The 14,579-nt window shown below is 70.2% G+C and carries 13 protein-coding genes and 1 pseudogene; 7 read left to right on the top strand and 7 right to left on the bottom strand.

Annotation, left to right across the window (positions count from 1 at the left end; all coding sequences use genetic code 11):
• Positions 1 to 30: 30 nt before the first annotated feature.
• Both ACZ3TS_RS20895 and ACZ3TS_RS20890 read right to left on the bottom strand, forming a co-directional pair.
• A complete protein-coding gene (locus ACZ3TS_RS20895; RefSeq protein WP_467619910.1) occupies positions 31 to 1,677 on the bottom strand; it encodes a class I adenylate-forming enzyme family protein in 1,647 nt (548 codons plus the stop codon).
• Entirely contained in the window at positions 1,674 to 2,438 is a 765-nt protein-coding gene (locus ACZ3TS_RS20890) for an SDR family oxidoreductase (protein WP_467619907.1), read from the bottom strand. The genes ACZ3TS_RS20895 and ACZ3TS_RS20890 overlap by 4 nt, the downstream gene beginning before the upstream one ends.
• Before the next feature lie 198 nt (positions 2,439 to 2,636).
• Here ACZ3TS_RS20890 and ACZ3TS_RS20885 point away from each other — a divergent pair, with 198 nt between their 5' ends.
• Positions 2,637 to 3,908 carry an exo-beta-N-acetylmuramidase NamZ family protein gene (locus tag ACZ3TS_RS20885; RefSeq protein ID WP_467619905.1) on the top strand — a complete coding sequence of 424 codons (1,272 nt, stop codon included), beginning with the start codon at positions 2,637 to 2,639 and terminating at the stop codon, positions 3,906 to 3,908.
• A gap of 80 nt (positions 3,909 to 3,988) precedes the next feature.
• Entirely contained in the window at positions 3,989 to 5,368 is a 1,380-nt protein-coding gene (locus tag ACZ3TS_RS20880; RefSeq protein WP_467619903.1) for a serine-threonine protein kinase, read from the top strand.
• 3 nt (positions 5,369 to 5,371) lie between these two features.
• On the opposite strand, the gene ACZ3TS_RS20875 is transcribed toward ACZ3TS_RS20880, so the two are convergent.
• The gene (locus ACZ3TS_RS20875; RefSeq protein WP_467619902.1) at positions 5,372 to 8,155 is read right to left on the bottom strand and encodes a penicillin acylase family protein; all 2,784 of its coding nucleotides are present in this window, start codon (positions 8,153 to 8,155) and stop codon (positions 5,372 to 5,374) included.
• 263 nt (positions 8,156 to 8,418) lie between these two features.
• Between ACZ3TS_RS20875 and ACZ3TS_RS20870 the strand changes: the two genes are divergently transcribed.
• Positions 8,419 to 9,021, top strand: a complete 603-nt coding sequence (locus ACZ3TS_RS20870) for a hypothetical protein (RefSeq protein ID WP_467619900.1) — start codon at positions 8,419 to 8,421, stop codon at positions 9,019 to 9,021.
• A 203-nt stretch (positions 9,022 to 9,224) separates the two neighbouring features.
• Here ACZ3TS_RS20870 and soxR read toward each other — a convergent pair whose 3' ends face one another.
• Entirely contained in the window at positions 9,225 to 9,728 is a 504-nt protein-coding gene (soxR, locus tag ACZ3TS_RS20865) for a redox-sensitive transcriptional activator SoxR (protein WP_467619898.1), read from the bottom strand.
• A gap of 117 nt (positions 9,729 to 9,845) precedes the next feature.
• Between soxR and ACZ3TS_RS20860 the strand changes: the two genes are divergently transcribed.
• A complete protein-coding gene (locus ACZ3TS_RS20860; RefSeq protein ID WP_467619895.1) occupies positions 9,846 to 10,307 on the top strand; it encodes a MaoC family dehydratase in 462 nt (153 codons plus the stop codon).
• An 11-nt stretch (positions 10,308 to 10,318) separates the two neighbouring features.
• Here ACZ3TS_RS20860 and ACZ3TS_RS20855 read toward each other — a convergent pair whose 3' ends face one another.
• From ACZ3TS_RS20855 to ACZ3TS_RS20845, 3 genes are all read right to left on the bottom strand, one after another.
• Complete coding sequence (locus ACZ3TS_RS20855; protein WP_467619893.1) at positions 10,319 to 10,945, bottom strand: TetR/AcrR family transcriptional regulator; 627 nt, start codon at positions 10,943 to 10,945, stop codon at positions 10,319 to 10,321.
• A gap of 91 nt (positions 10,946 to 11,036) precedes the next feature.
• On the bottom strand, positions 11,037 to 11,282 hold the full coding sequence (locus ACZ3TS_RS20850) for a YiaA/YiaB family inner membrane protein (RefSeq protein ID WP_467619892.1): 246 nt from the start codon (positions 11,280 to 11,282) through the stop codon (positions 11,037 to 11,039).
• A gap of 59 nt (positions 11,283 to 11,341) precedes the next feature.
• Positions 11,342 to 12,493: an acyl-CoA dehydrogenase family protein gene (locus tag ACZ3TS_RS20845; protein WP_467619889.1), complete on the bottom strand. Its 1,152-nt coding sequence runs from the start codon at positions 12,491 to 12,493 to the stop codon at positions 11,342 to 11,344.
• A 96-nt stretch (positions 12,494 to 12,589) separates the two neighbouring features.
• Between ACZ3TS_RS20845 and ACZ3TS_RS20840 the strand changes: the two genes are divergently transcribed.
• The 3 genes and pseudogenes from ACZ3TS_RS20840 (at position 12,590) to ACZ3TS_RS20830 (ending at position 14,442) form a co-directional block, all read left to right on the top strand.
• The gene (locus tag ACZ3TS_RS20840; protein WP_467619887.1) at positions 12,590 to 13,231 is read left to right on the top strand and encodes a TetR/AcrR family transcriptional regulator; all 642 of its coding nucleotides are present in this window, start codon (positions 12,590 to 12,592) and stop codon (positions 13,229 to 13,231) included.
• A 45-nt stretch (positions 13,232 to 13,276) separates the two neighbouring features.
• Positions 13,277 to 13,465, top strand: a pseudogene (locus ACZ3TS_RS20835) (winged helix-turn-helix domain-containing protein); the annotation flags it as partial.
• Positions 13,466 to 13,512: 47 nt separating this feature from the next.
• The gene (locus ACZ3TS_RS20830; RefSeq protein WP_467620093.1) at positions 13,513 to 14,442 is read left to right on the top strand and encodes a DMT family transporter; all 930 of its coding nucleotides are present in this window, start codon (positions 13,513 to 13,515) and stop codon (positions 14,440 to 14,442) included.
• Positions 14,443 to 14,579: the final 137 nt, after the last annotated feature.

The following is a 14,579-nucleotide window of genomic DNA, read 5'->3' as shown; positions in this document are numbered from 1 at the left end:
CCTGCCTTTCCTTGATGTCCACCGGACCGTCTACGGCCGGGAACGCAGTTCCCGACGGAGGATCTTCCCACTCGCCGTCTTCGGCAACTCGGGCAGGATCTCCACCTGACGCGGGTATTTGTAAGCGGCCAGTCTCTCCTTGCAGTACGCCGCGAGCGCATCGGGGTCCGTCTCGGCGCCCGGCCGCAGGCTGATGTACGCCTTGACGGTCTCCCCGCGGTACCCGTCCGGCACCCCGACGACGGCCGCCTCGCGCACCGCCGGATGCGTGTACAGGACATCCTCGACCTCGCGCGGCCACACCTTGAAGCCGGACGCGTTGATCATGTCCTTCTTGCGGTCGACGACGTACAGCCAGCCCTGCTCGTCCATGAAGCCGATGTCGCCGGTGCGCAGTTCGCCGCCCGGGAAGGTCTCGGCGGTGGCCTCGGTGCGCCGCCAGTAACCCGGCACGACCTGCGGGCCCCGTACGACGATCTCGCCCTGCTCGCCGAAGGGCACCTCCTGACCCCGGTCGTCGACGATGCGCACGACCGTGTCGGGGCCCGGCACGCCTACGGCCAGTGTCCCGGAGACCGGGTCCACCGGAGCCTCCAGGCCGGGCGGAACGGAGGCGCAGGGGGCCGTGCACTCGGTGAGGCCGTATCCGTTGCGGATGTAGGGCCCGAATCCGGCCCGGAACTTCTCGACCAGGGCGGGCGGCAGCGGAGCTCCGCCGGAGGAGATGACCCGGAACGAGGAGAAGTGGTCGGGCGTGACGGCCGGGTGCGCCGCCAGCGCCATGAAGGCGGTCGACGGACCGACGGTGTAGTGGGGCCGGTGCTCGGCGAACGCGTCGAGGACGACGCCCGCCTCGAAGCGGTAGGCGAGCACGAGCGTGCCGCCGCTGGTGAGGCAGGCCACCAGTTCGCACACCATGCCGGTGATGTGGAACAGGGGCGCCATCGCGAAGTAGACCGGCGCCTCGGGCAGGCCGAGACCCGTCCGCTGCCGCTCGGCGTTGTACATGATGTTGCCGTGCGTGTTGGTGGCGCCCTTGGGGGTGCCACTGGTGCCCGAGGTGTAGCTGATCAGCGCGATGTCGGACGGGCCCGGGTCGCGGCCCTCGGGCGCCTGGTGGCCCTGCCTCGCGAGGGTGACGAGATCGTCGGCGTCGGCGGCCTGCTCCAGACGTTCGAAGGTGAGCACGCGCGCGTCGTCGCGGGTCTGGAGGTCCAGCTCGCAGGCGGTGAGCACGATGCGGACGGGTGAGCCGGCGGCCGTCTCGCGCAGATACGTCTCCCAGGCGCGGTCGGAGCACACCAGGGCGGTCACCTCCGCGTCCTTCAGGACGTGGGTGACCTCACCCGACTTGTACATCGGGTTGACGGGCACGACGGTCGCGCCCGCCTTCCAGGCGCCGAGCAGGGCGAGGACGAAGTGCGGGGAGTTCTGCAGCAGGATCGCGACCCGGTCGCCGGGCGCCAGGCCGCGCGCGGCGAGGTGGCCGGCCACGGAGTCGGTCAGCTCGTCCAGTTCGGCGTAGGAGATCCGCCCGTCGAAGTACGCGAGAGCGGTACCGTCCGCGGGCGCCTTGCGCAGGACGGACACCAGGGAGTCGGCGGGGCTGACCGGAGCACGCTGGGCCTCGTCGAGCAGGTTCAGCCAGGGCTTGGCTGCGTAACGGGAAGCGCTCACCGGGCGGCCTCCCACTTCCGCTGGATGTGGTTCATGCTCGTCAGCCAGCGGTCCGGCTCGGCGGCGCGCGCCTGGTAGTACGCGGCGACCTCGGGGTGCGGCAGGATCAGGAACCGGTCCTCCTCGATGCCCTTGAACAGCGCGTCGGCGACGTCGTCGGGATCGATCGCGGTCGGCGCGAGCACCAGTTCGCCGGCGCTGCCGGAGGCGGTCAGCATGTCGGTGCGCACCCCCTGGGGGCAGATCGCGTGGACCTTGAGGCCGCGGTGCCGGTACGTCAGCGAGAGCCACTCTGCGAAGGCGTACGCCCCGTGCTTGGTGACGCTGTACGGCGCGGCGCCGATCATCGTGAGCAGTCCGGCGGCCGAAACGGTGGAGACGAACCGGCCCTCGCCGCGCTCCAGCCAGGCGGGCAGGAGGGCGCGGGCGGCACGGACGTGCGCCATGACGTTCACGTCCCAGGCCTGCGCCCAGACCTCCTCGTCGGCGGCCTCCGTGCCGCCGGAGCCGAGGCCCGCGTTGGCGCAGTAGACGTCGACCGTGCCGCCGAGGGCGTCCCGCGCCTCGGTCACGACCGCGGAGGCGTCGCCCGGGACCGCGATGCCGCCGATCTCGTCGGCCACGGCCTTCACCCGCTCGGCGTCCAGGTCGTTGACGACGACCCGGGCACCCCCGGCGGCGAAGCGGCGGGCCAGCGCCGCCCCGATGCCGCCCCCCGCTCCGGTGACGACCACTCCCGCATCCTGCACGGCTTCCACCATCGGTCTCCTTCGACGCGACGCGAATCGGCTCCTGCGGGCGTGAGACTAACCAGTCGGTATGTAACCAGGGAAGGCTGCCTCCCTATGGGACCGGTCACGGGATCGGCCGGTACGGTTCCTTCCAACAACCCCTGGTGCCGCACTAGCGTGCATGACCATGACAGTTCCGTCGGTTCCGTCGATCAGGGAGGTCATCGTATGAGGCTGTCCAGACGAGGGCTGCTGGCCGCGACCACGGCGGCCGTGACGCTCCCCGTGCCCGCCGCGTCCGCCGCCGCAGGCGGACGGCGGGTGCGTACCGGCTTCGAACGGCTGGCGGCGGACGGTTATGCGCTGCTGGCCGGCCGGCGGGTCGGCGTCGTCACCAATCCCACAGGTGTGACCAGTGGGGGTACCTCCCGCTCGAGCGAAGCCGAGAGTGGGGGCGTACGCCACATCGTCGACGTGATGCACGCCGACCCACGGGTGAACCTGATCGCGGTCTTCGGCCCCGAGCACGGTTTCCGCGGCACCGCCCAGGCAGGCGGTTCGGAGGGCCGCTACGACGACCCGGCGACCGGACTGCCCGTCTACGACACCTACCTCAAGAGCGGGCAGCCGCTGGCGGACGTCTTCACGGCGTCCGGCGTCGACACGGTCGTCTTCGACATCCAGGACGTGGGCGCCCGCTTCTACACCTATATCTGGACGCTGTACGACTGCATGGAGGCCGCACAGCTCGCCGGCAAGCGGTTCGTGGTGCTCGACCGGCCGAACCCGGTGACCGGGCGGTCCGCCCAAGGACCGGTGCTGCACAAGGAGTTCGCGACCTTCGTGGGACGGCAGCCGATCTCCCAGGCACACGGAATGACGGTGGCGGAGCTGGCGCGGCTGTTCAACGGGGAGTTCCTGAGCGCGCCGGCCGCCCTGGAGACCGTCCTGATGACGGGCTGGAAGCGGTCGGACTTCTACGACTCCACCGGCCTGCCCTGGGTGCCGCCGAGCCCGAACATGCCGACGCCCGACACCGCCCTGGTCTACTCGGGGACCTGCCTCTTCGAAGGCACGAACTTGTCGGAGGGACGCGGCACCACCCGTCCCTTCGAACTCCTTGGCGCGGAGGGGATCGACGGGCGGTGGGCCGCCGAAGCGGAGCGACTGGGGCTGCCGGGCGTGCATTTCAGGGAGGCGTACTTCGCACCCACCTTCTCCAAGTTCCAGGGGAAGACCGTGGGCGGTGTGCAGATCCATGTGCACGACCGAGCCGCGTACGACCCCGTACGCACCGGGATCGCGCTGCTCGTGACCGCCAGGAGGGTGTGGAGCGGCTTCGCCTGGCGGTCCGACAACTGGATCGACAAGCTCACGGGATCCACGCGGGTGCGCACGATGATCGACGCGGGAGCGACGGCCGACGAGGTGGTCGCCGCATGGCAGGACGAACTGGCCGCGTTCCGGCGGGTCCGCAGAGAGTACCTCGTGTACGGATGAGTCGTGGCGTATGGCCAACCCTCCCCACCGGCAGGACGATGCGCCCAGTCGCACTCGACCTCGGGGCAAGGGGGCCCGTCATGGCGGTACCGGCAATGAGCGTGAGTCCCTACTGGGAGCTGACCTTCGACGCGGACGGGGACGCGGACGGGCCGGAGAGGGACCGGCTGCTCGCGGAGGTGAACCGGCAGGGGGTGCGGGACCTGCTGGTCTTCGCGCACGGCTGGAACAACGAGCGCTCCGGCGCGACCCGTCTCTACGGCCGCTTCTTCGCGCCGGTGCCTTCACTGGCGCCGACGGCACGCCTCGGGTACGTGGGCGTGATCTGGCCGTCGATGATGTTCGCGGACGAACCGATCCCGGACTTCCCGCCGTCGGCCGCGGCCGGCGCGGCGGCGCCCGCGCGGCCCCAGCTGGACAAGAACAGCCGCCATGCGCTCCTGGAGGTGTTCCCCGGCCGTGCGACCGTGGTGGAGCAGATCGCCCGGCTGCTGGAGCAACACCCGGACGACGGCCCCTCGATCGAGGAGTTCGGGCGCCTCGTACGGCTGCTGGTCGAGATACGGCCGCAGGGACCGCAGGCAGCGTGCGCCGCGGACCTGCTCGCGGAGCGGGCGTCCGGCACCGACCCACAGATGCTGACCGGGAACACGGTGCAGGTGTGCCGGGACTTCGCACGGGCCCTGGAGCGGGTGGAGTCCGGGGAGGACGGGGATGCCTCGGGCGCTGAGGCGTTCTCGTTCACGCCGAAGGGGATGTGGGACGGGGCACACGAGTTGCTGCGGCAGGCCACGTACTACGCGATGAAGCGGCGTGCGGGCACGGTCGGGGAGCACGGACTGGGGCCGGTGATCGGACGGCTGGCGCAGGCCGCGCCGAACGTGCGTGTCCATCTGGTCGGGCACAGCTTCGGCGGGCGGCTGGTGTCGTTCGCGTTGCGCGGACTGCCCGAGGGCGCGCGCACGGTGAAGTCGGTGACGCTGCTCCAGGGCGCCTTCTCGCACTACGCCTTCGCCGGCCGCCTGCCCGACGACCCGCACGCGAGCGGCGCTCTGAACGGGCAGCAGCACCGCATCGACGGTCCCCTGGTGTGCTGCTACTCCCGCTTCGACTCGGCGCTCGGCACGATGTATCCGCTGGCCTCCCGCATGGCCGGGGACGCGCGGTCGGCGGCCGGCGAGGTTCCGGCCCTCACGGAGGGCTTCGACATCGGCCGCTTTCTGGGGCCTGAGTGGGGGGCGATGGGGCACGACGGGGTGCAGGCGGTGGACGGCACACAGGGTTTCACGCTCGCCGACGCGCTCGAACGGAAGCTGCCGACGTCGGGCTGTGTGAACATCGACGCCTCGGCGGTGGTCCGCCACGGCGGCCCTCCGTCCGGCGCCCACAGCGACATCGTCCACCGGGAACTGGCCCAGGTGGTGCTGGCGGCGGGCCGGGTGGGCCGACCCGCCGCCTGAGGCCTACCGGTGCGACGTGTACTCCACCACCTGCTGGTACGTCGGCCGGTTCTGCCAGCTGATCTTGCCGTGCTTGATGCCGCCGAGGGTGCGCTGGACGATCGAGTCGGCGCACCACTGGTCCCCCGCCGAGCACTGGTCGTCTCCCGGGTACACCTGGGACGCGGTCATGCCGGCGGCCTGCTTGAGCGTGCTGACCAGGACGTCCCGGCAGGAGCTCAGGCTGCCGCCGCCGCAGTACTTCTGCGCCAGCGGGCCCTGCACCGACTCGCCCAGCACCGCACGGATGTCCTTGTCGACATAGCTCCACCAGCCGTACTGGAAGGAGCTTCCCGCATGCGACCCGGTGGGTCCGTGCGCGGCCGAAGGGGACTCGTCGACCGGCAGGTTGTTGCTGAAGGCGGTGTACAGGTCGCTGCCGAGGCCGGGTTCGAACTCGGCCTTCACCAGCAACGGCCACCAGGCGTCCAGGATGCGGATGGCGTCGGCGTCGGCGTACGTCTTCGAGCCGGCCGAGGTCTCCGTGCGCTTGGCACCCGCCGAGACCCATGTCTGCAGCTTGCTCACCGCCGCCGCGGCCGTGGAGTCGGTCACCGTGGAGCTGTTCACGACCTTCAGCAGCTTCGGCAGCACGTCCTCGGCGCGCAGATCGGTGAGCGCCGCGTCCGCCATCGCCTTCACCAGCGACGACCTCGTCACTCCGCCGGCCGCCACCAGCTTCTTCACCCGGTCCTCCAGCAGGTTGCCGCGGTGGACCGAGCCGTCGCCCCAGGGCGCGGTCGTGTAGTCCTTGGCCTGCTTGTTGTTCCAGGAGATGTAGTAGTCCTGGTCGATGGAGTTCGGGTGCTGGGACGCCGGGGTGTAGTCGGCCGTGTTCGTCGTCGGGTTCCAGTTCTTCCACTCGTACGCCGCCTGCGCCCACACCGGGAACTCGGCGTCGACACCGCTCGCGCGCACCGGGTTGTCACCGCTGTTGTAGTACGCGGTGTGCTGAGAGTCGGCGTAGAACCAGTTGAAGGTGTAGTTGATGTGCTGGACCGCGCTCTGGAAGTTCTGCGGGCCCCTGACGTAGTCGGGGTCGTTCAGCATCTGGAAGCCGATGATCGAGTCGGCCTCGTGCAGATAGGACGAGCGCAGGGTGGTGTAGGCGACCTTCTTGCCGCCGACCGTGGCGCGGTACTCCACGGGGCCGTACTTCGTTCGCCAGACCCGCATCGTGTACGAGCCGGCCGCGGTTCCGTCGGCGACGGTCGGGGACCAGGAGTTCTTCTGCTCGACCTTGTCCATGGCGGTGCAGGTGCCGTGGTAGAGGTAGTGGTAGTCGTCCTGGCACAGCTCGACGGCGTAGGTGTCGATGATGTCCTGGCCGGAGGTGGTGGCGCTCCACGAGTAGTCCTGCCCGCGGCCCAGTTCGACGTACATGCTCAGGCCCGCGAAGGAGGCGCCGCGTGCGCTGATGCCCGGGCCCTGGATCTCCTGGAGCATGAGCAGCTGGGGCGCGAAGTAGCCGGTCTGCGGTCCGAAGACGGCGATCGGATGGCCGCCGGCGGTGTACTTGCCGCTCACCACCAGGGCGTTGGACATGCCGCGCTTGGCGGAGCTCAGGGCGGTGGTGGCGGCGGTGATGGAAGCGCTGGTCGCGTCGGCCGTGGCCGCGCTGCCGGTGCGGTCGTAGACGAGCGGCTCCTGGGTCACCGAGGAGGCGTCCGGCAGCGCCTCGCCCTGCGGGCTGTCGGGCTTCGACGCGTACGGGAAGCTCTCGCCGTTGTGGACGGTGAGCACGGCCTCGGGGTCGTTGCGCTCGCGGAAGGACTCCCAGACCTTGGTGCCCTCTTCCACGCCGTACTTGGACTGCGCGGCGAGCAGGGAGATCGCGTTGTTGACCTCACCGCCGCCGCCGGAGCCGAAGAGCGCGCCGATGACGGAGGCGAGCGCGACCAGGTCGGTGACCTTGAAGTGGTCGATGGTGCCGGCGTTGGTGATGGAGTCCTTGTGACCGGTCAGGACGTACTCACCGGGGAAGTAGCGGCCGCTGTCGGAGGCGTCGATGTAAGCGTTGACGCCGGCGAGGTAGGCGTTGACGTCCGCGAGGGCCTGCTTGCCGCGGTCGCCTGCGGCGGCCACCGCGTTGTCGATCTGGGCCTGGAGATCGGCCTCGGTGTAGGGCGCATTGCGCCAGAACTCCTGCTCGAGGCCCTGGTTGGAGGCCGCGCCGCCCGCGAAGGAGGTCAGCTGGCCGCGCCCGACATGCCGGAAGACGTCCATCAGCCACAGCCGGTCCTCAGCGGCGGCATAGCCGGCGCCGAACTCGGTGCCGTATCGAGTGGTACCGGTGATGTGCGGGACGCCCGTCTTCTTGTCGCGGACGATCGTCACGTCGCCGCGGCCCGCGGGTTTCTCGGTGGAGGCGACTTGATCGGAAGGAACGCCGAACGACGCGTCGTTGAAGAAGGAGTTGATCTTCGAGTCGGTGAGCGTGGAGTAGCCGGTGGCCAGGTTGGCGTAGGGGCCGAGCTGGTCCTCGGCGTGGTCGGGCTGGGTGCCGAAGGCCTGGTTGAGGAGGATCTGGGCGAGGGTGGCGTTGCCGTTCTCACCCGGCGGGAGGATGTCCGAACACCGGCCGCCGCAGTAGTCGTTGGCCGCAGCCGTGTCGGCGGCGGCCGCCTGGGAGACCGGCGAGAAAAGACCACCCACGAGGATGCATACCGCGGCGGTCTTGAGGAACTTCGGAAAACTGCGGGGAGTTCTCAGTCTGTCGAGGGCGTTGCGTGGGGTGCGCCGTGGCATGGCAGCTCCTCCCGACGATGGGGGTCCCCCTGCTCGAGCGGATCCGAGAGCTTGGGGGAGGGAACGGGCGGACGTTACCGCCGGTATCCCCGCGATTGAAGGTGAACATGCGTCACTTTTCAATTGGTCGGCAGACGTCATCTGGAGGACATCGGAAAACGGATGGAGCCGAATCGCTTGTCGATACGTCTATTCGACGACGTCCGTACGACGACGCCGAAGTGACCGAAGTACAGGTGCAGGTGTGACGGAGGTGCAGGGCGATGGCCGGTTTCCGGAGTCTGGCGAGACAGGTGCGCGATCCAAGGTGCGATCTGGCGCTGCGCCGCTACTCGCTGCGCAAGTGCCTTGAGAAGTTCGCCCCCTACGGGCATCGGGCGACCTGGGACCATCTCTGCTCGCGGGCCGGGTTCGGTCCCGAGGACCGCTCCCCCGATCCGGTGCGGCTCGTGGCCGCACTGGTCGAACTGGAGGAGGCCCGCTCCGTCTGGCTCGCCTACGAGGCCGAGTTCACGGAGCGCCGCAAGAGGGAGAAGCACGACGGACTGCGCAGGCCGGGCAGTGTCGACGACTGGCACCGGCTCACCTGGGGCGGTTTCGGGGTCGCCTGGTGCGACAACCCACGTGTCCACCCTCACGAACCGCTGGCCGAGGTGCTGCGTCGGCTCATCGCCGCACTGGAGCGCGAGCCGGGGTCGGTCTGCCCGGTATGCGCCGGTGAAAGCCTCGCCTGGCAGTACGACCTGGCCCACGAGCCGTCGTCGGGCCCGGTCTGCATGCACTGCGGCATCGTCGTTCCCGCACCAGTGCTGACGCCTGAGGCCCTGGCGGAGGCCCGGCGCGCACGGTTGCTGGTGTCGGCGTGACGAGAGGCCCGGGGGCACGGGGGTGCGCCGGGGATGCCGCACCCCCGGTTGTCAGTGGCGTCCGGCACCATCGGTGACGTGGTGCAGTTCTGTCTGAACGGAGCCCGGGCAGCGGCCGACGGCACGGTCGTGCCCTTGTCATCGGGTGACGCGCTGGAGTTGGCCCAGGTGGGCCTGTACCGCGCCGTCGTGGCCAGGGACGGTCAGCAACAGCCCTCCGGCTCCTCCCGCTTCCGTTGCCGCCGTCCGGAACCGCGTTCCACCATCAGGCGCGATCCCGACTGCCGTTCGCCGAAGACGTCGTCCGGGTTGGACAGGACGCAGGTCTCCAGGGACAGACAACCGCAGCCGATGCAGTCCGTGAGGTGGTCGCGGAGCCGGCTCAGCTGGCTGATGCGCTCGTCGAGTTCGGAGCGCCAGGCCTCGGAGAGCCGGGCCCAGTCCTCACGGGTCGGGGTCCGCTCCTCGGGCAGCTCGGCGAGCGCCTCGCGGATGGTCGCCAGCGGGATGCCGACCCGCTGCGCGGCACGTACGAAGGCGACCCGGCGCAGCGCGTCGCGCTGGTAACGGCGCTGGTTGCCCGTTGTGCGACGACTGCTGATCAGGCCCTTGGACTCGTAGAAGTGCAGGGCGGAGACGGCGGCGCCGCTGCGCGCGGACAACTGGCCGACGGTCAGCTCGTGGATCTTCTCGGGGATCTGGGGCACCCCTCAGAGCCTACCGATCGCATCACGCGCCGGGTCCGTTGACAGGGCCCCCGGCCCCGACCATGCTAAGCAGTTGCTTAGATATGGGTTGACTTCGTGACGCGAGAGGCCGGGAACATGGCAGAGCCGAGGACCTTCACGTCCGCCGACGAGCTCAAGGCGGCGGTGGGCGAGCAGCTGGGGTACACCGACTGGCTGGAGATCGACCAGAAGCGGATCGACCTGTTCGCGGACGCCACGGGCGACCACCAGTGGATCCACGTGGACCCGGAGAAGGCGGCCGCGGGCCCCTTCGGTACGACCATCGCGCACGGCTACCTCACGCTGTCGCTGCTCCCGCTCTTCGGGCCGCAGCTGATCAGGGTCGAGGGCGTGAAGATGGGCGTCAACTACGGGACGAACAAGGTCCGTTTCCCGGCCCCCGTCCCGGTCGGTTCCCGGCTGCGCTCCACCGCGACGATCACCGGCGTCGAGGACGTGCCGGGCGGGATCCAGGTGACCGTCGCCTTCACCGTGGAGCGTGAGGGCGGCGACAAGCCGGTGTGCGTGGCCGAGTCGGTGTCGCGCTACTACCTCTGAGCCCGGAGGGTCTACTTCCGCGCCCCCACCATCCGCAGCACGAGGTCGGCGTAGAGGGCGCCGACCTCGTCGGGGGTGCGGGGGCCGTCGGCCTTGAACCAGCGGGCCACGTCGATGCAGAGCGAGAGCACGGCGAGGGTGGTGCCGCGCACGTCGGGTACGTCGAACTCGCCCGCCGCCACGCCGTCCTCGATGATCCCGCGTGTCTCGGCGTCGACCTGACGGCGCAGTGCGACGATCTCGGCGCGCGACTCGGGGCCGAGCGCATCCAGTTCGTACTGCACGACCCGGGCGACGGTGTGCTGTGCCGCGTGCCAGCGGACGAAGGAGCGCACGGCGTCGGCGAGCCGCTCGGCCGCGGTGCCCTCGCCCCGCGCTGCCGTGCGCAGGATGGCGAGCGCCTTCTCGTGACCGATCCTGCTGATGCGGTGGAGCAGCTCTTCTTTGGTCTTGTAGTGGATGTACAGCGCGGCCGGGCTCATGCCGGCCCGGCCCGCGATGTCACGCGTCGTCGTGGCGTGGTAGCCGCGCTCGGCGAAGGCCTCCACGGCGGCGACCAGCAGCCGCCGCGCCGCATCAGGGGTGACCTCGGCCCACGGCTGCATCTCGCCGCCGGCCGTCTCCTCCGCCGTACTCATCGCTCGCCCCTTCCACTGGCAGGACGAACACCATACCTCCGAAGGTGAGCGGGCGCTTAGCGTGCCCGCCCGGCGGCGTACAAATCGCCCCTCAGAGTTTCTCGAAGGGGTTGTACACCGTGCGGGTCGCCTCCTGCCGATCCCGAATCACCTTGGCCGGGGTGAACGCGGAGGTCACCAGATAGAGCACCGCGATGCCGAGGAAGGCCCGGACCCAGGCGTCGGCGTCCAGCTTGAAGATCCCGATGGCGGTCGCGGCCATGGCGACGGAGAACGAGGCCACAGCCCGGCCGTAGAAGGCGGCCGTGTTCTGCTGCTTGACCGGTGTGTCACTCATGCGACCGGGGTCGGCGGATGTGGCCGGTGCCACATCCGCCCGGATACTCAGACAGGTACTCAGAACGCCGAAACACCCGTCAGCGCCCGCCCGATGACCAGTTTCTGGATCTGGCTCGTGCCCTCGTACAGGGTCATCACGCGGGCGTCACGCAGGAGTTTGCCCGCCGGGTACTCGTCGATGTAGCCGTAGCCGCCGAAGACCTGGAGGGCGTTGTTCGCGGCGCGGACGGCCGCCTCGGAGGCGAAGAGCTTGGCCTTGGAGGACTCGACGGCGAAGGGCAGACCGCGGTCGATCAGATCGGCGACCCGCCAGGTCAGCAGCCGCGCCGCGTCGACGTCGACGGCGATGTCGCTGATGAGTTCCTGGACGAGCTGGTGGTGGGCGATGGTCCTGCCGAACTGCTCGCGCTCGGTGGCGTACCGTACGGCCGCGTCCAGTGCGGCCCTGGCTATGCCGACGCAGCCCGCGGCGACCGACATACGGCCCTTGGCGAGCGCGGACATGGCGACCGAAAAGCCCTTGCCCTCGGACCCCAGCATGGCGGAGGCGGGCACGCGGACGTCCTCCAGGACCAGCTCGGCGGTGGGCTGGCCGCGCAGGCCGAGCTTGCCGTGGATGGTGCGGCGGGTCAGCCCCGGGGTGTCGGTCGGAACGAGGAAGGCTGAGACGCCCTGGTGACCGGGGGCGTCCGTGGAACGGGCGAACAGCAGCACCACGTCCGCCCAGGTGCCGTTAGTGATGAACATCTTGGTGCCGTTGATGACGTAGCCGTCGCGGTCAGAGACCGCCTTGGTGGTGAGGTTGCCCGCGTCCGAGCCGGTGCCCGGCTCGGTGAGCCCGAAGCAGCCGACGTACTCGCCGGAGGTGAGCCCCGGCAGCCACCGCCGCTTCTGCTCCTCGCTCCCCCAGGCGGCGACGGTCTTGGCGACGAGCCCGAGCGAGACGGACACGATCCCGCGCACGGACGAGTCGCCGCGGCCCAGCTCCTCGGTCACCAGGCAGTACGCGAGGTGGTCGCCACCCGACCCGCCGTACTCCTCGTCGATGGTGAGCCCGAGGAACCCCACCTCGCCCAGCTTCTTCACGATCGACCGGTCGACCTCCCCGGCCCGGTCCCAGGCGACGACGTGCGGGGCGATCTCGCGGTCCACGAAGTCCTCGGCCAGCCGCCGGACGGCGACCTGCTCCTCGCTGAGCTCCAGGTTCACGACGCGTCACCCCAAGGAAGGTCCGGGAAGGTCTTTGAAATCCGCACATTTAAATTAGCACTGCTAGTTTCCATGTGCAGCCCTACTATGTGCGCCATGGCCCGACCGCACAAGCCCCTCCTCAGCACCGACCGCATCGTCACCACAGCACGGGCGCTGGTGGACGCGGAGGGCCTCGCGGCCGTCTCCACCCGCCGGCTCGCCGCCGAACTCGGGGTCAGCGGGCCTTCCCTCTACAACCACTTCCGCACGAAGGACCAGATCCTGGAGGCGGTGGCGGACTCGGTCAGCGCACAGGTCGACCTGTCGATGTTCGAGGACGGCCGCGGCTGGCGGACCGCGCTGCACGACTGGGCCGTCTCCTACCGGGCGGCACTGCGCGACCACCCCAACATCGTTCCGGTGCTGGCCCGCGGCCCCGGCCGCCGCCCGGCCGCACTGCGCCTCGCGGACGCCGTGTACGGCACGATGGTCGACGCGGGCTGGCCGCCCGCGCAGGCCACCTCCATCGGCGCACTGATGCGCTACTTCGTCATGGGGTCCGCGCTCGGCTCGTTCGCGGGCGGCTTCGTCGACGACGAGACGGCGTACGACCCGGCCGACTACCCCCACCTCGGCCAGGCCCACCTCCTCGCCGAGCAGCAGGAGAAGATCGACGAACGGGCCTTCGAGACCGGGCTCACGGCACTGCTGGACGGGCTGGAGCAGCAGTACGAGCAGGTGAGACGCCCTGCCTAGGGCCGGCCCGGCATTCTTCGGCCGGTGCCGAAGTGTCCGTGCCCCATGCTGGAAGGCATGGCGAGTCGGAAGGACGCGGGAGCAGCGGGCCTTGCCGGGCTCGCCGGACTGATCGCAGACGAGACGCGGGCAGCATGCCTGTTGGCGCTGCTCGACGGACGGGCGTGGACCGCCGGTGAGCTGGCACGGCACGCCGGCGTCGCGGCGTCGACGCTGAGCGAGCATCTGGGCAGAAATCCGCGAGCGCTTCCGCCCCTCCCCCTCCTAGCCTCTGGAGCATGATGAACGCCTCCCCGTCCCGTCCGGCCACGGGCGCGGCCACGGTCACCGTGATGCTGTGGGCCTCCGCCTTCGTCTCGATCCGCAGCGCGGGTGCCGCGTACTCCCCGGGTGCCCTGGCACTCGGGCGGCTGCTCGCCGGGGCGCTCACGCTCGGGGTCCTGTGCGCCGTACGGCGGGAGGGCCTGCCGCCGCGTGCCGCCTGGCGCGGGATCGTGATATCCGGCGTGCTGTGGTTCGGGTTCTACATGGTCGCCCTCAACTGGGGTGAGCAGCAGGTGGATGCCGGCACCGCCGCGCTGGTCGTCAACATCGGGCCGATCCTCATCGCGCTGCTGAGTTCGCGACTTCTCGGCGACTCCATGCCGCCGCGGCTGCTCGCCGGGATGGCGGTCTCGTTCGCGGGCGCCGTGACGGTGGGCCTTTCGATGTCGGAGGACGGTGGGTCCTCGGTGCTCGGGGTGGTGCTGTGTCTGCTCGCCGCGGTGGGGTATGCGGCCGGTGTCGTCTCGCAGAAGCCCGCGCTGGGTTCGGCGAGCGCGCTGCAGGTGACGACGTTCGGGTGTCTCGTCGGTGCGGTGGCCTGTCTGCCGTTCACTGGGCAACTGGTCCAGGACGCGGCCGACGCCCCGGTCTCCGCGACGCTCAACATGGTCTACCTGGGCGTCTTTCCCACCGCGCTCGCCTTCACGACCTGGGCGTACGCCCTGGCCCGTACGACCGCGAGCCGCATGGGCGCGACCACGTACGCCGTGCCCGCGCTGGTGGTCCTGATGTCCTGGCTGTTCCTCGGCGAGGTGCCGGGGCTGCTCACGCTCGGGGGTGGCGCGCTGTGCCTGGCGGGGGTGGCGGTGTCGCGGTCACGCCCCCGAAGGGCCCCGGCCCCGCAACCGCGCACCACGCCCGAGCAGGTGCCGGCCACGGAGTCGTAGGTCCTGTCGTCGAACGCCCCAGGCGGGATCCGAACGGCAGGGCCTAGTACTACAGGGCTAGATCTGCATCATCTGGATGCGCATGCGTCGGCGGAAGTGGTGCCTGCGGGCCTCAACTTGGTGGCGACGGCGGAACG

The organism is Streptomyces sp. NPDC022910 (assembly GCF_055561075.1).
The sequence above is the reverse complement of the archived record's forward strand: the minus strand, read 5'-3'. Positions and strand labels throughout refer to the sequence as shown.